The organism is Streptomyces sp. 796.1 (genome assembly GCF_047525675.1).
In the GTDB taxonomy this organism is placed as follows: Bacteria; Actinomycetota; Actinomycetes; order Streptomycetales; family Streptomycetaceae; genus Streptomyces.
This window is the reverse complement of sequence record NZ_JBLIWA010000030.1, coordinates 51304-69729: the sequence shown is the minus strand read 5'-3', so window position 1 is coordinate 69729 and position 18426 is coordinate 51304. Positions and strand designations below refer to the sequence as shown.

18 protein-coding genes are annotated in these 18426 nt (G+C 73.1%); 9 read left to right on the top strand and 9 right to left on the bottom strand.

Annotation, left to right across the window (positions count from 1 at the left end):
- Positions 1-45: 45 nt before the first annotated feature.
- The 6 genes from ACMA1D_RS20785 (at position 46) to ACMA1D_RS20760 (ending at position 5142) form a co-directional block, all read left to right on the top strand.
- Positions 46-1113 (top strand): SDR family NAD(P)-dependent oxidoreductase, encoded by a 1068-nt coding sequence (locus ACMA1D_RS20785; RefSeq protein WP_414725513.1) that lies wholly within the window; start codon positions 46-48, stop codon positions 1111-1113.
- Between the two features lie 139 nt (positions 1114-1252).
- On the top strand, positions 1253-1966 hold the full coding sequence (locus tag ACMA1D_RS20780) for a nucleotidyltransferase family protein (RefSeq protein WP_414725512.1): 714 nt from the start codon (positions 1253-1255) through the stop codon (positions 1964-1966).
- A gap of 8 nt (positions 1967-1974) precedes the next feature.
- Complete coding sequence (locus ACMA1D_RS20775; protein WP_414725533.1) at positions 1975-2880, top strand: NAD-dependent epimerase/dehydratase family protein; 906 nt, start codon at positions 1975-1977, stop codon at positions 2878-2880.
- Positions 2877-3569, top strand: coding sequence for a spherulation-specific family 4 protein (locus ACMA1D_RS20770; RefSeq protein ID WP_414725511.1), 693 nt, complete (start codon positions 2877-2879; stop codon positions 3567-3569). The genes ACMA1D_RS20775 and ACMA1D_RS20770 overlap by 4 nt, the downstream gene beginning before the upstream one ends.
- Complete coding sequence (locus tag ACMA1D_RS20765) at positions 3566-4414, top strand: endo alpha-1,4 polygalactosaminidase (protein ID WP_414725510.1); 849 nt, start codon at positions 3566-3568, stop codon at positions 4412-4414. The genes ACMA1D_RS20770 and ACMA1D_RS20765 overlap by 4 nt, the downstream gene beginning before the upstream one ends.
- Before the next feature lie 200 nt (positions 4415-4614).
- A complete protein-coding gene (locus ACMA1D_RS20760; protein ID WP_414725509.1) occupies positions 4615-5142 on the top strand; it encodes a hypothetical protein in 528 nt (175 codons plus the stop codon).
- A 59-nt stretch (positions 5143-5201) separates the two neighbouring features.
- Here the strand turns inward: ACMA1D_RS20760 and ACMA1D_RS20755 are convergent, their stop codons facing one another.
- The 5 genes from ACMA1D_RS20755 to ACMA1D_RS20735 all read right to left on the bottom strand — a co-directional run bounded on the left by ACMA1D_RS20755 (position 5202) and on the right by ACMA1D_RS20735 (position 8250).
- The gene (locus ACMA1D_RS20755; protein WP_414725508.1) at positions 5202-5675 is read right to left on the bottom strand and encodes an HIT family protein; all 474 of its coding nucleotides are present in this window, start codon (positions 5673-5675) and stop codon (positions 5202-5204) included.
- 239 nt (positions 5676-5914) lie between these two features.
- Positions 5915-6502, bottom strand: coding sequence for a short chain dehydrogenase (locus tag ACMA1D_RS20750; protein ID WP_414725507.1), 588 nt, complete (start codon positions 6500-6502; stop codon positions 5915-5917).
- A gap of 315 nt (positions 6503-6817) precedes the next feature.
- Positions 6818-7261, bottom strand: a complete 444-nt coding sequence (locus ACMA1D_RS20745) for a DUF2267 domain-containing protein (protein ID WP_414725506.1) — start codon at positions 7259-7261, stop codon at positions 6818-6820.
- 65 nt (positions 7262-7326) lie between these two features.
- A complete protein-coding gene (locus ACMA1D_RS20740; RefSeq protein WP_414725505.1) occupies positions 7327-7722 on the bottom strand; it encodes a DUF2267 domain-containing protein in 396 nt (131 codons plus the stop codon).
- 96 nt (positions 7723-7818) lie between these two features.
- Positions 7819-8250 carry an Hsp20/alpha crystallin family protein gene (locus ACMA1D_RS20735; protein ID WP_414725504.1) on the bottom strand — a complete coding sequence of 144 codons (432 nt, stop codon included), beginning with the start codon at positions 8248-8250 and terminating at the stop codon, positions 7819-7821.
- A gap of 128 nt (positions 8251-8378) precedes the next feature.
- Here ACMA1D_RS20735 and ACMA1D_RS20730 point away from each other — a divergent pair, with 128 nt between their 5' ends.
- Complete coding sequence (locus ACMA1D_RS20730; RefSeq protein ID WP_414725503.1) at positions 8379-9002, top strand: type III effector protein; 624 nt, start codon at positions 8379-8381, stop codon at positions 9000-9002.
- Positions 9003-9268: 266 nt separating this feature from the next.
- Here ACMA1D_RS20730 and ACMA1D_RS20725 read toward each other — a convergent pair whose 3' ends face one another.
- The 4 genes from ACMA1D_RS20725 to ACMA1D_RS20710 form a co-directional block, all read right to left on the bottom strand.
- Positions 9269-11452 (bottom strand): ABC transporter permease, encoded by a 2184-nt coding sequence (locus ACMA1D_RS20725; RefSeq protein WP_414725532.1) that lies wholly within the window; start codon positions 11450-11452, stop codon positions 9269-9271.
- 121 nt (positions 11453-11573) lie between these two features.
- Entirely contained in the window at positions 11574-12350 is a 777-nt protein-coding gene (gene modA, locus ACMA1D_RS20720) for a molybdate ABC transporter substrate-binding protein (RefSeq protein ID WP_414725502.1), read from the bottom strand.
- 118 nt (positions 12351-12468) lie between these two features.
- Positions 12469-12864, bottom strand: a complete 396-nt coding sequence (locus ACMA1D_RS20715; RefSeq protein WP_414725501.1) for a TOBE domain-containing protein — start codon at positions 12862-12864, stop codon at positions 12469-12471.
- A 497-nt stretch (positions 12865-13361) separates the two neighbouring features.
- A complete protein-coding gene (locus ACMA1D_RS20710) occupies positions 13362-14090 on the bottom strand; it encodes a 4'-phosphopantetheinyl transferase family protein (protein ID WP_414725531.1) in 729 nt (242 codons plus the stop codon).
- Between the two features lie 204 nt (positions 14091-14294).
- Between ACMA1D_RS20710 and mutA the strand changes: the two genes are divergently transcribed.
- Together mutA and scpA are read left to right on the top strand one after the other, a co-directional pair.
- Positions 14295-16187, top strand: a complete 1893-nt coding sequence (gene mutA, locus ACMA1D_RS20705) for a methylmalonyl-CoA mutase small subunit (protein ID WP_414725500.1) — start codon at positions 14295-14297, stop codon at positions 16185-16187.
- Complete coding sequence (gene scpA / locus ACMA1D_RS20700; protein ID WP_414725499.1) at positions 16187-18424, top strand: methylmalonyl-CoA mutase; 2238 nt, start codon at positions 16187-16189, stop codon at positions 18422-18424. The genes mutA and scpA overlap by 1 nt, the downstream gene beginning before the upstream one ends.
- Positions 18425-18426 lie beyond the last annotated feature (2 nt).

Sequence of the window (18426 nt, the reverse complement as noted above, 5' to 3'; positions counted from 1 at the left end):
CCACGAGAAACCGCACCGTGCACTCACGAGAATCGGAGCCCGACCATGAGCCCCACGCCCGCCACGCCCCCGGCCGAGACCGCCACCACGCCCCAGCCGCGCACCGCGACCCCGCCCGGCGGCGGGTTGGTCGCCGTCACCGGAGCCGAGGGCTTCATCGGATCACACCTGGTCGAGACGCTGGTCGCGGCCGGCCACCGGGTGCGGGCGATGGTCCAGTACAACTCCTTCTCCTCTTTCGGCTGGTTGGAGACGCTGCCCGCCGACGTGCTCGACCAGGTCGAGGTGGTGCTCGGTGACGTACGCGACCCCGGTTCGGTGACCGGCCTGGTCACCGGCGCCGAGGCCGTCTACCACCTGGCCGCCCTCATCGCGATCCCGTACTCCTACCGCGCCCCGCACAGCTACGTGGAGACCAACGTCACCGGCACCCTCAACGTCCTGGAGGCCGTGCGCCACCTGGAGATCCCGCGCCTGGTGCACACCTCGACCAGCGAGACGTACGGCACCGCACAGACCGTGCCGATCACCGAGGACCACCCCATCAACACCCAGTCGCCCTACGCCGCGTCCAAGGCCGGCGGCGACCGGCTCGCCGACAGCTACCACGCCAGCTTCGGCACCCCGGTGGTCACCCTGCGGCCCTTCAACACCTTCGGGCCCCGCCAGTCGATGCGCGCCGTGATCCCCACCGTGATCGGCCAGGTCGCCGCCGGGGAACACACCATCACCCTCGGCGACCTGCGCCCCACCCGCGACTTCAGCTACGTGAAGGACACCGCAGCCGCCTTCCTCGCGGTCGGCACCGCGCCCGCCGAACAGGTCGTCGGCCGCACCTTCAACGCCGGCACCGGTGGCGAGATCTCGATCGGTGAACTGGTCTCCCTCATCGGCAAGTTGATGGACACCACGCTGGAGGTGCGGGAGGACGCCCAGCGCATCAGGCCCGCCGACTCCGAGGTGATGCGGCTGGTGTGCGACGCCTCCCGGCTGCGCGCCGCCACCGGCTGGGCCCCCGCCCACACCCTGGAGGACGGACTCGGCCACACCATCGCCTTCTTCCGCGACCCGGCCAACCTGGCCCGCTACAAGACGGACCTCTACAACGTCTGACCACAGGGCCGGTAGGAGCCCGGCCACCGGGCCGACACCGCACGGGTGCGGGCACTCCCCACCGCGCCCGCCCGGCGGCCAGGCCCCGCAACCCACCCCGTCCGCGACCCCCGCGGACCCCACCCAGAGAGGACCCATCATGCACGCAGTCATCCTGGCCGGCGGCAAGGGCGTTCGACTGCGCCCGTACACCACCGCCCTGCCCAAGCCACTGGTTCCCATCGGCGACCGGCACGCGATCTTAGAGATCGTGCTCCGCCAACTCGCCGCGGCCGGGTTCACCAGTTGCACGCTGGCCATCGGCCACCTCGGGCACATCATCCGCGCCTACGTCGGCAACGGCTCCCAGTGGGGGTTGCGGGTGGGATACAGCAGCGAGGACAGCCCGCTGGGCACCATGGGCCCGCTGCTGACCATGCTCGACCGGCTGCCCGACCACTTCCTGGTCATGAACGGCGACATCCTCACCGACCTGGACTTCGGCGACGTCCTGCGCACCCACGAGAGCAGCGACGCCCCGCTGACCATCGCCACCTACGCCCGCCAGGTCAACATCGACTTCGGCGTGCTGACCACCGAATCCGACCGGGTGGTGGGGTTCACCGAGAAGCCCCGCATGGACTACCGCGTCTCCATGGGCGTCTACGGCGTCTCCCGCGACACCCTCAACGCCTACACCCCGGGCCTGCCGCTCGGCTTCGACGAACTCGTCCTCGACCTGCTGAAGGCCGACACCCCGCCGCGCGCGTACGACTTCGACGGCTACTGGCTGGACATCGGGCGGCCCGACGACTACGACCGGGCCAACGCCGAGTTCACCGACCGCCGCGGCGTCCTCATCAAGGGAGCGTGACCGATCTGATGCGCATTCTCGTCCTGGGCGCCAACGGCTTCCTGGGCGAGCACGCCGCCCGACACCTGCGCGCCCTGCCCGGCGCGCAGGTGTTCATCGGCGGTCGCTCGTCCACCTCCGACGCCCGCATCGACCTCGCCACCATCGCCCCCGACCAACTCGCCGACACGCTCGCGGCGCTGCGCCCGGACGCGGTGGTCAACTGCGCCGGCGCAGTCGGCGGCGGCCCGCTCGCGCTGGCCGGCACCAACGCCCGCGGGCCCGCCGTGCTGTGCGCCGCGCTCACCGAGGCCGCGCCGAAGGCCCGCCTCGTCCACCTCGGCTCCGCCGCCGAGTACGGCACCTCGGGCGACGGCCTGGCCCTCACCGAATCCAGTCCCACCTGCCCGTTCGGCGTCTACGGCGCCACCAAGCTGGCCGGCACCCTCACCGTCACCTCCGCCGGGCTCGACGCGGTGGTGCTGCGCGTCTTCAACCCGATCGGCCCCGGCTCCCCGGCCAGCAGCCTGCCCGGCCGGTTGGCCGCGCTGCTGCACGACGCGGAGCCGGAGGGCGTGGTGCGGGTCGGCGCGCTCTCCGCGTACCGCGACTACATCGACGCCCGCGACGTGGCCCTGGCCATCGGCCGGGCGACCACCGCGAGCGGCCCGCTGCCGCCGGTGCTCAACCTCGGCAGCGGCACCGCCCGGCCGGTGCGGACCGTGGCCAGCGGGCTCGCCGAGCGCGCCGGCTTCCGCGGCCGGATCGACGAGAGCGGGGCCGGCTCGGGGCGCTCACCTGCGGCCTCGCGTGCCTGGGCGGACATCAGCGCCACCACCGCCGCCCTGGAGTGGGAGCCGCGCTACTCCTTCGACCAGTCGCTGACCGACCTGTGGGCCGCGACCACCGGCCAGCCCGTGGACGCCCTGCGGTGAAGCCACCCCCCACGCCCCCGGGGCGCCTGCTCGTGCCGCTGTACGTCCACCCGACGGTGGACCCGCTGGCCTGGCAGGCGCTCCGGGAGCGCGCACGACAGCTCTACGCCGTGGTGCTCAACCGGGCCGACGGCCCCGGCCGGCACCGCGATCCGCACTTCCGCGCCACGGCACACGCCCTGCGCGCCGCCGGCGTGCGGCTGCTCGGCTACGTGGACACCGACTACGGCCGCCGGCCACCGCGTGCGGTGCTGGCCGACGTCTGGCGCCACCGCCGCTGGTACGGGGTGGACGGCGTCTTCTACGACCAGAGCGCGGACCACGCCGCGCACCTGCCCCGCTACCGGGCCCTGGTGCGCGGCGCCCGGCTGCTCGGCGCCCGCACCGCCGTGCTCAACCCCGGCACCCACCCCCACCCCGGATACGCCGACATCGCCGACGTACTGGTCACCTTCGAGGGCCACTGGCGGACCTACCAGCAGGTCAGAGCGGCGGGCTGGACGGCACGCCACCCGTCGCGCAGGTTCTGCCACTTGGTGTACGGAGTGCCCGAAGGGCAGCGCGGCCGGGTCGCCCGTACGGCGTATGATCTTGGAGCCGCGCTGCACTGCGCGGTACCGGGGGAGGGAAGCAACCCGTGGCGGTACCCGCCGTCAGGTGGAAGCGATGACATGGGAGAGAACGGGTGAGGGTACGGACCCCGCTCGCGGCGCTGCTCGCCGCGGCCCTGCTGGTGCTGGCCGGCTGTTCGAGCGATGACGCGGACGACGACGCGCGGCCGTCGCAGCCCCCGCACACCGGGCCGACGACCCAGCGCCCCGCCGACGGATCAGCCGTCGACTGGCAGCCGCGGGCCCGCACGACCTGGCAGTGGCAACTCGACGGCCGCGTCGACACCAGCATCGACGTCCCCGTCTACGACATCGACGGCTTCGAGAACTCCGCGGCCGTCGTCGACCGGCTGCACGCCGACGGCCGCAAGGTCATCTGCTACATCAACGCCGGCTCCTGGGAGGACTGGCGGCCCGACGCCGACGCCTTCCCCAAGGAGGTACGCGGCGAGAACAACGGCTGGGAGGGCGAGCTGTGGCTCGACATCCGCCAGCTCGACACGGTGCTGCCGCTGATGGGCAAGCGGATGGACATGTGTCGCCAGAAGGGCTTCGACGGCGTGGAGCCCGACCTGATGGACGGCTACCGCAACCGCACCGGCTTCCCGCTCACCGCCGAGCACCAACTCGCCTACAACCGCGGCCTGGCCAAGCTCGCCCACGACCGCGGCCTCGCCGTCGGGCTCAAGAACGACCTCGACCAGATCCCGGAGCTCGTGGGCGACTTCGAGTTCGCGGTCAACGAGGAGTGCGCCGAGTTCGGCGAGTGCGACAAGCTGACGCCGTTCATCAAGGCGGACAAGCCCGTCTTCCACGTGGAGTACACGCTGCCGACGGCCAAGTTCTGCCCCACCACCAAGAAGCTCGGCCTCAGCTCGATGCGCAAGCGGCTGGGCCTCGACCCCTGGCGCCAACCCTGCTGAACCCGGCCCCGGCACCCCGCCCCGGCCGCGCGCCGGGCCGTACCGCCGAGCCGGGTACGGGCCGAACCCGCCGCCGACAGCGACCGCACGCGACCCGGTGACCACCGGTCCCGCACGGGCCACGACCCACCTTGGACCCCTCCCAGCCGCGCCCGCCTAGGGTCGCCCGGACGGACCGTGACGGGCTAGGGCGGGTGCACATGCGGTGGCTTGCGTGGCGTCGGCGGGGTGCCGGTCGGCGTCGGTGGACCTCGGCGCGCAGGGCGGAGGCGGCGGCCAGGGCCGGGGCCGCGGCGGCGGGGCTTGAGCCGGGCGAAGGCGAGGCGCGCTCACTGGTCTTCCACGGCGACGACGCCGAACAGGCCAAGCGCTACCTGCTCGGCCTGCCCCCGATCGAGGACCGCCGCTCGTGCTACCTGGTACGGACCCCGGACAGCACCTGGGGGCGGGACGCCGGCGGCCTGTACCTGGAGCGCCTGCGGCCCTGGCAGTGCGACCCGTCGCGAGCCCGCTGCTGGGGCACGGTCATGGCGGTCGCCGGCCTCCAGGGCGTACTGCGGGCGGCCCGCGGCCAGGGCGACAACTTCGTCGCCCAGATCGCCTGCGGCCGGTGCGCGCACGAGTGGTTCGACGGCCTGCGCTACCAGAACCTCACCGCCGTACGGTGCCCGGACTGCCAGACCCTGAACAGGGTCGACACCAGTTGCATCCGGGTGGACCCCGACTGAGTCAGCTCGGGACGGACTGGCGGCCAAGAGTGCTGCTTACGTAAATATTTGACGAGTCATCAGGAAGTCGCGGAGGCGAGCTCCGCGGTGATGGCCGCGCGCAGCGCGTCGTGCTGCGGGCCGAGCGCGTCCCGCTCCGCGCTCCACCGCTCGCGCGGGTAGAGCCAGACGGGCCGGGACACCAGGTCGGCCGGCTCCCAGTCGTACCTGGGCCACACATGGGCGTGCAGATACGGGTCGGTGTTGCCGAGTATTTCCAGGTTGACCCGGCGGAAGGCGGGGTCGCTCCGCTTGCAGACGCGCTCGACCGCTTCGCCGAGCGCGTCCATGTCGGCCAGGAACGCCAGCCGCCGCGCCCGCGGCAACTCCGAAAGCCGCTGCACCGCCGGGTCGTCCACCAACAGCACCGAGTACCCCGGCAGGAACTGCACGTCCCCGATGACCGCGAACCCCGCGGTCATCCTGTGCAGCACGGTGGGGTTCTCGCCCCGCAGCGCACTGCCGATCCGATCCCGACGCCAGTCGTCCGTCATGTCGTGCACCTTTCCGTACCACCCGACCGCCCGCCGGCGGTGGAACGACTCCCCGCCGGTCACGGTGCCCCGGGCCCGGACTTGACGGCGGGTCCGGGGCGTACCGGGCTCGACCGTACCGGGTGGGGCCGGCCGTGCACGCTCATCCGGGGACGGCGGCCGGCCACCGCAGCCACGCCGGCCCCGCGGGTGGGGCCGGCAGCGGGACACGGCCGCAGCCGCGCGGGCCGTAGCGGGCGTCAGGGGCGGACGGTCTGCCCCTGCGCATCGCCCTCCACGGCCGCCACGTACGCCCGGGCCACCTCGGCCACGGGGGTGCCGGTCGACCCGTCGGCGCCCATCGACTCCAGGGTCTCGCTGATCCAACCGGGGCTGATGACGTTGAGGCGCAGGCCGCGCGGCAACTCGCTGGCCGCGTTGCGGACGAAGCCCTCAAGGCCGCTGTTGATCAGCGCGCCCAGCGAGGCACCGGCCAGCGGCGCGGTGAAGGTGCCGCCGGTCAGGGTGATGGAGCCGCCGTCGCGCAGGTGCCGCAGGGCGCGCTGGACCACCGCGACCTGGCCCAGCAACTTGCCCTGCACGTTGGCGAGGACCTCCGCGTCGGTGGCGGTCGCCAGGTCGATCAGCGGACCGCTGGCGGCGCAGCACACCACCGCGTCCACCTCAGTGACCTGGGTGAAGAGTGCGTCGAGCGATGCCGGCACGTCCACGTCGACTGTCACCGGTCCGCGCCGGGACGCCTTGACCACCTGGTGGGAACTCTCTTCCAGAGCGTCGGCGACGGCACTGCCGATGGTTCCGGTCGCCCCGATCACGAGTATCTTCATGATCTTGATCATGTCAGAGGCGGGCGCCGGGGCGGCGATGTTTCGGGATGCGAGACGGAGGCCCGAGACGGAGGCCGCGGCCCGGTGCGGCAGAGGTGGGGCAGGGGGGAAGCGGCTGGTGGCCCGTTGTCGAACTTGCTCCGGCAAGGGACCGCCCTGCGGCGATCGTCCTGCACGGTTGCGCCCTGGTGGGACCCGGTGAGCGGCAGGGCGGAAGTCCCCGGTCGCGGTGGACCGGGGACTTCCGCCTAGCCGGGCCCGGCCGGAGGCGATCTGGGCGGGGCCCTGTCGCCGCCTCGGGGGCCGGGCGCCCGGTTACGCGGCGGGGGTGAGTTCGGCGCGGCCGAACAGCAGGGCGTACCCGGCGGGGAGCTGGTGCAGGATGCGGGTCAGGAGGTCGGGGCCGGCACAGGCGGCGACGGCGGAGAAGACGGAGCCGGTGTCCCAGCGGGTCGTGGCGAGGGAGGCGCCGGTGCGGGCGGCGAGGTCCTTGACGAAGGCCCAACCGGTCAGCGGCTGCGTGTCGGGGACCTGCGCGGTCAGGACGCGTGCGGCCTCCAGGGGCAGCCGGGCGGCCAGGTCGACGCGTTCGTCGCCGGTGAGCTGGCGTCCCAGCCCTGCTAGCACCAGGCGGACGGCTCGGTCGGCTTCCTCGCGGGTGGGGTAGGCGCCTTCGTAGCGGACCTTCTCCAGCATCTGCACATACGCCGTCCCGTAGGGCTGCTGGTGCTCAAGCGGTGCGCGCACGTCGGTGATCACTACAGTGCATGCCTTTCGTGGAGCCAGGGTGGGGCGGTGCCGGTGTTGCGGCACCGAGTCAGTGGTCAGATGGGCTGGGGGCGACCGAAGAGGAGGTCGTAGCCGGCGGGGAGCTGGAGCAGGAGCTGCCCCAGCAGGTCGTCGCTGGCTGTGTCGGCGACCGTGGACAGTACGGCGCTGACGTCCCAGGTCGCGGTCTGCTCGGTGGCGCCCTCGATCCAGGCTGCGGTCGCCCGCACGAACCGCTCCGGCGAGAGCGGTTCGGCGCTCTGGAGCGGGTTGAGGAGGATCAGGGCGAAGTCCTCCGGCAGGCGCGCCGCGAGCCGGGCGCGGACTTCGCCGACCAGGTGCGCGCCGAGCAGGGCCAGTACCACGCGAGCCGCGCGCTCGGCTTCTTCCACAGTGTCGTACTCGCCGCGTTCCTTCACGTGGTCGAGGAACGCCTCGCGTCGCAGTGTCATCTCAGCCGCCCCCTTCTCGTCCTTCGGACTGTCCACGGGGTGCGGAGGGCGGGGTGAGGGGGAGATCGGGTGCCCTCCGCACCCGTCCGGCCGGTGTCAGCCGGAGATCTCCTTGCGTCCGGATCCGACGCCGACGGCGATCTTGCGGGGCTTGGCGCGCTCGGCGATCGGGATGCGCAGGGTGAGCACGCCCGCGTCGTAGTCGGCCTGGATGTGCTCGGTGTCGAGGGTGTCGGCGAGCACGATCTGGCGGGAGAAGACGCCCAGAGGCCGCTCGGACAGCTCCATTTGCACATCGTCGGCCTTCGCCACCGGCCGCCGCTCGGCCTTGACGGTGAGCATGTTCCGCTCGACGTCGATGTCGATCGCGTCCGCGGTGACGCCGGGCAGGTCGAAGGCCACCACGTACTCGTCGCCCTCGCGGTAGGCGTCCATCGCCATCGCCGACGGCTTCGACCAGGTACCCGGGCCCATCAGCGTCTGTGCCAGCCGGTCCAGGTCACGGAAGGGGTCAGTGCGCATCAACATCGTGAAAACACCTCCAGCAGGTTCGGGCAGTTACTGCCAATGCGCCTCACTGAGATTGTTGTAGCATGTCATCCGATGGATGACAAACATGGTGTCGTCAAACTGATGACATTCCGAGGGAGGTGTCCGTGACCCCGGCCGACCAGCCGCCCCTGTCCCGCACCGATGCCCACAGCCCGGCGTCGTTCCTCGCCGCCGCGGCGGCGCTTGACGCCATTGACGCCGCCTTGCGCGAGGCCCAGCACAAGACCCCGGACGCCCCCGCCCCCGGCCCGGAACAGGCCCTGGCCTCCCTGTCGCTGCTGCGGCAGGTGCGCGAGCGGCTCGCCGGATGGGAGACCGGCCTGATCGAAACGGCCCGCGACGCGGGGGCCAGTTGGGCTGACCTCGCCCACCCCCTCGGCGTCGCCAGCCGCCAGGCCGCCGAACGCCGCTACCTGCGCGGCCGTCCCGGCCCGGCCGGGTCCACCGGCGAGCAGCGTGTCCAGGCCACCCGGCAGGCCCGGGCCGCCGACCGCAGCACCGCCGCTTGGGCCCGCCGCAACGCGGCCGACCTGCGTCGCCTCGCCGGCCAGATCACCGCACTCACCGACCTTCCGCCCGCCGCCCGCCGCCCGATCAGCGAGCTCCACGCGGCCCTCGCCCACGACGACCCCGCCGACCTCATCGCCCCCCTGACCGCTGCCCGCCCGCACCTGGCCGCCGCCCACCCCGACCTCACCGCCCGGCTCGACACCCTCACACCGCCCTGACCCCGCCCGGCGCACCGCAACGGCAACCCGGTCAGCGTCCGCCCCCGGGCGAACGAGGGGGGACGTGGAGGCCAACGCGGCCGGCCTGCGGGCCCGGCCGTGCCCTCGGGCCGGGGGTTCGTTGGGCCAAACGGATGACAGTGAGCGGTCCGAAGTGCCACGCGTGACGGCTTCCTTCTCGTACCCGCTCCGCCCGAGCCGAGCACGGTACGCAGCCTGCCGGCAGACATGCCCGCAGTAGACGCGGTGCGCATCCGCGCCGCGGATCACAGCGGCACGAGGGTGATCTCGGTGGCCTTGACGCTCGCCCAGACGGGGGTGCCCTCCGCGAGGTCCAGTTCGACGGCGGCGGCCGGGGTGATCTCGGCCACCAGGTCGGGCACCTCGGCCGAACCGACCGCCACCCGCAGCCGGCTGCCGACGGCGGTGAGCTCACGGACGACGCCCGGCCAGACGTTGCGCGGGCTGCCGCTCGGCCGCTCCCGGTGCAGCGAGACCGCCTCGGGGCCGAACACGGCAAGGGCCGCGGCCGGGTCGGGCGCCCCGTGCTGGGGCGGCTGGTGTTGCTGGTGCCCCTCGTCCGACGGGGCGTGCGGCTTCGGTGGGTGGGGGGCGTCGCGTACGTCGCCGTCCGGTGCCGTGGCGGGAGCGTCGGCGGCGGCCGGGGCGGGCAGTGGGTCGGCGACCACCAGTTGCCCGGGGCCCGGCAGGGCGAGGCCGCCGGCCGCGGTGACGGTGCCCTGCCAGGCGTTGTGGCCGAGCATCCGGGCCACCCACGGCGAGCGCGGGTGCCGGGTCACCTCGGCCGGCGTCGCGTACTGCACCACCCGGCCGCCCTCCAGGACCAGCACCCGGTCGGCGAGCGACACCGCCTCCACCGGGTCATGGGTGACGAGCAGACAGACGCCGTCGAAGGCGGCCAGGTGCTGGCGGAGGGTCTGCCGGACCCTGGCCCGCGTGGTCTGGTCGAGCGCCGCAAGCGGCTCGTCGAGCAGTAGCAGTCGCGGCTTTGCCGCCAACGCCCGGGCGAGTGCTACGCGTTGGGCCTGCCCGCCGGAGAGCTGGTCGGGGCGCCGATGGGCGAGCCGGCCCACGCCGAGCCGGTCCAACCACTCCCGCGCCTGCCGGTGCGCCTCCCGGGGGCCGACGCCGCGCGCGCGTAGCCCGTACGCCGTGTTCCGCACCGCGCTCAGGTGCGGGAACAGCGCGCCGTCCTGCGGCACCCAGGCCACTTTGCGGCGGTGCGTGGGCAGCGAGCTGACCTCGTCGCCGCCCAGCCACAGGGCGGCCCGGGAGCGCGTGGTGAGCCCGAGCAGGGCGCGTAGCAAGGTGGTCTTGCCGGCACCGTTGGGCCCGACGACGGCGATGGTGGTGCCGGGCGGGGCGGAGATCTCCATCTGGTTGAAGCCCGACAGGCGGGCCCGCAGCGGCCAACCCGACCCGGCCGGCCGCTCCCCGGCGCCCCGGACGGCGTCCTGACCGATGCCTGCGTCGTGACCGGTGCCGTGACGCACGTCCCGACCGGAGTCCTGACCGGAGTCCTGACCGGCGTTCTGATCCGCCTTCTGATCCGCGTTCTGGCCGACCTCGTGGCCAGGTTCCTGGCCGGCGTCAGCCGGGTCCGTCAAGCCGCCTCCGCTGCCCGCCGCCGGGCGCGCGCCGCCGGCCCACCGGCCGCGCAGCGCGATCAGCACCGCCATGGCGATGGCCAACAGCAGCAGGGACACCGAGGTTGCCGCCTCGGGATCGGCCTGGAGCAGCAGGTAGACCTGGAGCGGCAGGGTCTGGGTGACGCCCGGCAGGTTGCCCGCGAAGGTGATCGTGGCGCCGAACTCGCCGAGCGCCCGAGCCCAGGTCAGCGCGGCGCCAGCGAGCAGTCCCGGCGCCACCAGCGGGAGCGTGACGGTACGGAACACCCGCCACGGCCCGGCCCCGAGCGAGGCCGCCGTCTCCTCGTACCGCCGGTCGAGGGCGGTCAGCGTGCCCTCCAAGCTGATGACCAGGAACGGCATGGCCACGAACGTCGCCGCGACCACCGCGCCCGCGGTCGAGAACGGCAGAGTGAGGCCGAACCAGTCCGCAAGCACCCCACCGAGCAGCCCCCGGCGGCCGAAGCTGAGCAGCAGCGCCACACCGCCGACCGTGGGCGGCAACACCATCGGCAGCAGCACCAGCGAGCGCACCAACGTCTTGCCGGCGAACGCGCCCCGGGCCAGCACCCAGGCCAGCGGCACCCCCAGCAGCACGGAGATGCCGAGCGACCAGAACGAAACGGTCAGCGACAGCCACAGCGCCTCCCGCACCGGGCCGCTGCTCAGATGCCCGCCCAGTTCGGACCAGGAGGTACGGGCCACCATGCCGATCAGCGGGAGCAGCAGCAGCGCGACCGCCAGCGCCGCCGGCACGGCCAGCGCCAGCGGGGTGCCGGGCCGGGTGCCGCGCCGCCGCAGTCGCCCACCGCGCGCAGCACCCGACGCCGAGCGGCGCAGCCGCCACCCGGGCGCGCGCTGCCGCCCGTCGCCCGCAGGGCCCGCGCTGTCCTCCATCGCCTCCCGCTCCCTCGCCGCCACGTCAGGGGCGTTGGAATCCGGCCGTACGCAGAATCTTCTGCGCCGTCGGGGAGGTCAGCCACCGGACGAAGGCCCGCGCCTGCTCCTCGTGCCGGGAGGCGCTCAGCGGGGCCGCGGGATAGGTGGCGACGGCGTTCTCGTCATCCGGGATGGCGACCGTGTCGACCCGGTCTTCGGCGGTGGTCGCGTCGGTGACGTAGACGATGCCGGCATCGGCCTCGCCCAGCTTCACCTTGCTCAGTACGGCGCGCACGCTCGGCTCCTGCGACACCGGCTTGACGTGCACGTCCGCGCCGTCGAGCACGGCCCTGCTGTACCGGCCGACCGGCACTTCGGGGGCCGCGAGGACGACCTTGAGGTCCTTGTCCGCCAGGTCATCAAGCCCCCGCACGTGCCGCGGGTTGCCCTCGCCCACCGCGATGACCAGCCGGTTCTTGGCGATCGTCGCGTACTGGCCGACGTCCCCGCGCAGCTTCTGCATCGTCGGCAGGTCCGCGGTGACCAGCGCGTCGGCCGGGGCGCCGGCCCGTACCTGCGCGGCCAGGTCCTGCGACCCGGCGAAGGAGAACCGCAGCCGTACGTCCGGGTGGTCCTTCTCGTACGCCTTGCCGACGTCGGCGAAGACGTCCGTGAGCGAGGCCGCTGCCAGCACCGTCAGTCGGGTCTTGGCGTCGGAGCCCGTCGAGTCGTCGTCGGAGCCGCAGGCCGTCAGCGGGAGCAGTGCGGCGAGGCAGAGCGCGGCGCCGGCGGCACGGCGACGTAGCGGAGTCAGGGACACGATGGGCTCCTTCACGGTCCTGTTCACGGTCCTGGCGGGGGAGCGGCGTGGGCGGGCGGGCGCCGTGCACGGGGTGCGCGGTGGGGCGGGCGCGGAGCCGCCAGCCCGGTCGGCCGGGTCAGACGCGATCGATGTGCACGTTGGTCGACTTCACGCGCGCGGTGGCGCGCACGCCCACCTCAAGGCCCAGTTCCTCCACGGCCTCCCGGGTCAGGAGTGAGACCAGCCGGTGCGGCCCGGCCTGGATCTCCACCTGGGCCGCGACGTCGCCGAGCTTGACGGCGGTGACGATGCCGGGGAACGCATTGCGCGCCGAGGTGTACGGCGCGTCCCCGTCCCCCTCGCCCCCCTGCGCCAACTCCACGGAGAACGCCGCGAGCTCCCGCCCGTCGATCAACCGTCGACCGGACTCGTCGCGGTGCGTCTCGACCCGCCCCGCATCCGCCCACCGGCGCACGGTGTCCGAACTGACGCCAAGCAGCCGCGCCGCTTGGCCGATGCTGTAGGACTGCATGTGCGGGACAGTAGGCCAGTTTGAGCAGCATCTGCAAACGAATGGATGAATGAGCCTTGCACATGCTGCATGACGTGCTGTGCCGGGTGTGGGTGTGTGAGGGGTGCGTTCGGCCCGGGTGGGGCGGAGGGTGTTTCCGGTGACGGCGCGGGTGTCTGCGGGCGTCTTTGGGGTGGAGTGTGGCGCCGGTGTGAGGTGTGGCGCCGCGCCACCCAGATGCCGTCGCGGTACGCCGTGTGGGGCACGCCGACTCGCCCCCTACGGCCGCCCCCACCGGCCCCCTACGGCCACTGCCGGGCGAGCTGTTCTGAGCAGACCGCGGGCGCGGCGCCCGTCACCGTGGCACCCGTCGCCGCGGTACCCAATACCGCGCGGGAGAGGTTGGCCTCGACGCGCTCTCGTAACAACGGAACTGCCAGTCAAGGCAAGGGAGATGACGGGTTAACATGACGGAAACGGGGAGGGTGACCAGTGCCCCGAAAGGGCCACCCGCAGGATCAACGGGGGCCGGGCACCGTCGCCGGAGGCGTCACGATCGCGGTGACGACGAAGCCGTCGTGGATGACCCAGCGGCCCTCGAAACCACTGAAGGGGAACCCGTCGGGAACGTCGGCCGAGGGGAGCAGTCGGGCCCGGAAGGTGCCCTGCCGGTCGGGGCCGCCGGAGCCGGGGACGGACGAAGCCGGGGCCGCGTCGAAGGTCAACTCGGCGTCGGAGAAGTCGAGTTCGCGTCGGGCCAGCGGATACCACGCCTTGAAGACGCTCTCCTTCGCGCTGAACAGCAGCCGGTCCCAGTGCACCGGGTCGCCGCCCCAGGCGCCCCGCGCGATCTGCTGTCCGCGCTCCCGCTCCGGGGCCAGCGACACCACGTCGAGCACGCCGTCGGGCAGCGGGGCGTGCGGCTCCGCGTCGATGCCGATCGATCGCGCGACGGAGGCGGGCGCCAGCGCGGCGGCCCGGTACCCGTCGCAGTGCGTCATGCTGCCCACCACGCCCTCGGGCCAGCCGGGCTCGCCGCGCTTGCCGGGCAGCACCGGGGTGGGCGGCAGACCTAGGCCCGCCATGGCCCGCCGGGCACACGCCCGGACCGTCGTGAACTCGTTCCGCCGCTTCTGTACGGACCGGGTGAGCAGAGCCGCTTCCTCGGGGAAGAGAACGTCGGGCGTGGCGTCGGTGCGCACCGCGTCGGCCCAGGCGACCTCGGCGGGCACCAACGCGCTCGGGATGACGGGCGAAGCCCCGTTTGTCAAGTTCCCTACGGCAGTCTCGTCTGTGCCGTATCCCATGGTGAACCCCCGTTGCGCGTAAGCCCTTTGCAGGTCATTCTGTCCGTACCCTAGCGATGTGTGGCGCTTACTCAACCGTAACGAGGGCAAGATCACAGGGTGCCCTACTCCTGTCGCCCACAAACCTCGCCTAGTCTCCGTCGCATGACGGTCCTGCCCGACGGGCTCCCCTTGGCAGCCGAGTTCCCGGAAGCAACCCGAGAGCAATGGCAACACCTTGTTGGCAACGTACTGCGCAAGTCCGGTGCGTCCGACGCCAGCGGAGCCGCTGCTGAGGAAGTGCTCACCACCTCGCTCCAGGACGGGATCGCCGCCCGTCCGTTGTACACCTCTGACGACGCGCCCGACGCCTCCACGGCCGCCGGCTTCCCCGGCTTCGCCCCGTTCCTCCGCGGCGGACGCCCCGAAGGGGCTGCGGTAGACGGCTGGGACGTACGCCAGCGGCACGCGCACCCCGACCCCGAGCGCACCCGCGAAGCGGTCCTCGCCGACCTGGAGAACGGCGTGACCTCGCTGTGGCTCGCGGTCGGCGACGGCGCGCTGCCCGTCGACGCGCTGCCCCGCGCCCTGGACGGCGTCTACCTGGACCTGGTGACCGTCGCACTCGACCCCGGCGCTGACGCCGCTGCCGCCGGCGCGGCCCTGTTCGCGCTCTACGACGCGCGCGAGGTGCCCCGGCACGCCGCGCTCGCCGTGCTCGGCGCCGACCCGTACGGCCTGCTGGCCCGTACCGGAGCGGCCGACGCGCTGGAGGCGCAACTGGCCGCAGCGGTGGAACTCGCCCGCCGCGCCAGCGCCGACTACCCGGGCGTGCGGGCCCTGAGCGTGGACGCCCTGCCCTACCACGAGGCCGGCGCCTCCACCGCCGAAGAGCTCGGCTGCTCGCTCGCCGCCGGCGTCGGCTACCTGCGCGCCCTCACCGCAGGTGGCCTCTCCGTCGACGCCGCGCTGGCCCAACTGGAATTCCGCTACGCGGCCACCGCCGACCAGTTCCTGAACATCGCCAAGCTGCGCGCCGCCCGCCGGCTGTGGGCCCGGGTGGCGCAGGTGTGCGGCGCCGCCGAAGGCACCGCGGCCCAGCGGCAGCACGCGGTCACCTCGCCGGTGATGATGACCCGGCGCGACCCGTGGGTGAACATGCTGCGCACCACCGTCGCCACCCTCGGCGCCGGCGTCGGCGGCGCGGACGCGGTGACCGTGCTCCCCTTCGACAGCGAACTCGGCCTGCCCGACGGCTTCGCCCGGCGCATCGCCCGCAACACCTCCGCGATCCTGCTGGAGGAGTCGCACCTGGCCCGCGTCATCGACCCGGCCGGTGGCTCCTGGTACGTGGAGCGGCTGACCGACGAGGTCGCCGAGGCGGCCTGGGCCTGGTTCCAGGAGATCGAAGCGGCCGGCGGCATCGCCGACGGGCTCACCTCGGGCCTGATCCCCGACCGGCTCGCCGCCACCTGGCAGCGCCGCTCCAAGGACCTCGCCCGGCGCAAGGAGCCGATCACCGGCGTCAGCGAGTTCCCGCTGCTGGACGAGCGCCCGGTGGAGCGCGAGGCCGCCCCGCAGCGGCTCACCGGCGGCCTGCCGCGGGTGCGCAGGGACGAGGCGTACGAGACGCTGCGCGCCCGCAGTGACGCCCACCTGGCGGCGACCGGCGAGCGGCCGAAGGTCTTCCTGGCCACCCTCGGCCCGGCCGCCGCGCACACCGCGCGCGCCACCTTCGCCGCCAACCTGTTCCAGGCCGGCGGCATCGCGGCCGTCCAGGAGCAGGCCGGCACCGACGCACAGGCCGCGGCCGACGCCTTCGCCGGCAGCGGCGCGCGCATCGCCTGCCTGTGCTCGACCGACCAGCTCTACGCCGAACAGGCGGAGGACGCCGCCGCCCGGCTCAAGGCCGCCGGCGCCACCCGCGTCTACCTGGCGGGCCGCCCCGGCGAGCGGCGGGAAGACTACCTTCGAGCCGGGGTGGACGAGTTCGTCTTCGCGGGCTGCGACGCGGTCGAGGTGCTGACCTCGGCCCTGAACACCATGGGGATTGCGTGATGCAAGGCGGAGCGGACGCCACGGGAGCCATCCCGAACTTCGCGAACATCCAACTGACCGGCGACGACACGGGCGCACCCGGCCCGACCACCGACGACTGGCGGGCCGCGCTCCGCCAGAGCACCGGCAAGGACCAGGACGCGCTGGTCTGGGAGACCCCCGAGGGCATCGGGGTCAAGCCGCTGTACGGGGCCGCCGACCTGGAAGGCGTCGACTTCCTCGGCACCTACCCGGGCATCGCGCCCTACCTGCGCGGCCCGTACCCGACGATGTACGTCAACCAGCCGTGGACGGTGCGCCAGTACGCGGGCTTCTCCACCGCCGAGGAGTCCAACGCCTTCTACCGGCGCAACCTGGCCGCGGGCCAGAAGGGCCTGTCGGTCGCCTTCGACCTGCCCACCCACCGCGGCTACGACAGCGACCACCCCCGGGTCACCGGCGACGTCGGCATGGCGGGCGTCGCCATCGACTCCATCTACGACATGCGGCAGCTCTTCGACGGCATCCCGCTGGACAAGATGAGCGTGTCGATGACGATGAACGGCGCGGTGCTGCCCATCCTCGCGCTCTACATCGTCGCCGCGGAGGAACAGGGCGTCGCGCCCGAGAAGCTGGCCGGAACCATTCAGAACGACATTCTCAAAGAGTTCATGGTCCGCAACACCTACATCTACCCGCCGCAGCCCTCCATGCGGATCATCTCCGACATCTTCGCCTTCACCTCGCAGAAGATGCCGCGCTACAACTCCATCTCCATCTCCGGCTACCACATCCAGGAGGCCGGGGCCACCGCCGACCTGGAGCTGGCCTACACCCTCGCCGACGGCGTTGAGTACCTGCGCGCCGGGTTGGACGCGGGCATGGACGTGGACGCCTTCGCGCCGCGGCTCTCGTTCTTCTGGGCGATCGGCATGAACTTCTTCATGGAGATCGCCAAGTTGCGCGCGGCCCGGCTGCTCTGGGCCAAGCTGGTCAAGCAGTTCGACCCGAAGAACGCCAAGTCCCTTTCGCTGCGCACCCATTCACAGACCTCGGGCTGGTCGCTGACCGCGCAAGACGTGTTCAACAACGTGGCCCGCACCTGCGTGGAGGCGATGGCCGCGACCCAGGGGCACACCCAGTCGCTGCACACCAACGCGCTGGACGAGGCGCTGGCGCTGCCCACCGACTTCTCCGCCCGCATCGCCCGCAACACCCAACTCCTGCTCCAGCAGGAGTCCGGCACCTGTCGGGTCATCGACCCGTGGGGCGGCAGCGCGTACGTGGAGCGGCTCACCCTGGACCTCGCGCGCCGCGCCTGGCAGCACATCGAGGAGGTCGAGGCCGCCGGCGGCATGGCGCAGGCCATCGACGCCGGCATCCCCAAGCTGCGCGTGGAGGAGGCCGCGGCCCGCACCCAGGCGCGGATCGACTCCGGCCGGCAGCCAGTGATCGGCATCAACAAGTACCGGGTGGACAGCGACGAGCAGATCGACGTCCTCAAGGTCGACAACTCCGCCGTCCGCGCCCAACAGATCGACAAGCTCCGCCGGCTGCGCGCCGAGCGCGACGAGCAGGCGTGCCAGGACGCGCTGCGGGCGCTCACCGGCGCCGCCGAGAACGGCGCCCAGCGCGCCGGCGACCTCTCGGGCAACCTGCTCGCACTGGCCGTCAACGCCGCCCGCGCCAAGGCCACCGTCGGCGAGATCTCCGACGCCCTGGAGAAGGTGTACGGGCGCCACTCGGGCCAGATCCGTACGATCTCCGGTGTGTACCGAGACGAAGCAGGACCGTCAACCGGCGTGGACCGCACCCGGGCGCTGGTGCGCGCCTTCGAGGAGGCCGAGGGCCGTCGGCCGCGCATCCTGGTCGCCAAGATGGGGCAGGACGGGCACGACCGGGGCCAGAAGGTGATCGCCACCGCCTTCGCCGACCTCGGCTTCGACGTCGACGTCGGCCCGCTGTTCCAGACCCCCGCCGAGGTCGCCCGGCAGGCGGTGGAGGCCGATGTGCACATCGTCGGCGTCTCCTCGCTGGCCGCCGGTCACCTCACGCTGGTGCCCGCGCTGCGCGAGCAACTGGCCGAGGCGGGGCGCGAGGACATCACCATCGTGGTCGGCGGCGTCATCCCGCCGCAGGACGTCGAGACGCTGCGCGAGATGGGCGCAGCGGCCGTCTTCCCGCCCGGCACGGTGATCCCCGACGCCGCCTACGACCTGGTCACGTCGCTGGGTGCGGCGCTCGGCCACGAGCTGTGAGC

Bases quoted from the DNA above. Each gene is read 5' to 3' on its own strand.
- ACMA1D_RS20785 (WP_414725513.1), top strand. From the start codon at position 46: ATGAGCCCCACGCCCGCCACGCCCCCGGCCGAGACCGCCACCACGCCC.
- ACMA1D_RS20780 (WP_414725512.1), top strand. From the start codon at position 1,253: ATGCACGCAGTCATCCTGGCCGGCGGCAAGGGCGTTCGACTGCGCCCG.
- ACMA1D_RS20775 (WP_414725533.1), top strand. From the start codon at position 1,975: ATGCGCATTCTCGTCCTGGGCGCCAACGGCTTCCTGGGCGAGCACGCC.
- ACMA1D_RS20760 (WP_414725509.1), top strand. From the start codon at position 4,615: ATGCGGTGGCTTGCGTGGCGTCGGCGGGGTGCCGGTCGGCGTCGGTGG.
- ACMA1D_RS20755 (WP_414725508.1), bottom strand. From the start codon at position 5,675: ATGACGGACGACTGGCGTCGGGATCGGATCGGCAGTGCGCTGCGGGGC.
- ACMA1D_RS20750 (WP_414725507.1), bottom strand. From the start codon at position 6,502: ATGAAGATACTCGTGATCGGGGCGACCGGAACCATCGGCAGTGCCGTC.
- ACMA1D_RS20740 (WP_414725505.1), bottom strand. From the start codon at position 7,722: ATGACACTGCGACGCGAGGCGTTCCTCGACCACGTGAAGGAACGCGGC.
- ACMA1D_RS20735 (WP_414725504.1), bottom strand. From the start codon at position 8,250: ATGTTGATGCGCACTGACCCCTTCCGTGACCTGGACCGGCTGGCACAG.
- ACMA1D_RS20715 (WP_414725501.1), bottom strand. From the start codon at position 12,864: ATGCAGTCCTACAGCATCGGCCAAGCGGCGCGGCTGCTTGGCGTCAGT.
- mutA (WP_414725500.1), top strand. From the start codon at position 14,295: ATGACGGTCCTGCCCGACGGGCTCCCCTTGGCAGCCGAGTTCCCGGAA.
- scpA (WP_414725499.1), top strand. From the start codon at position 16,187: ATGCAAGGCGGAGCGGACGCCACGGGAGCCATCCCGAACTTCGCGAAC.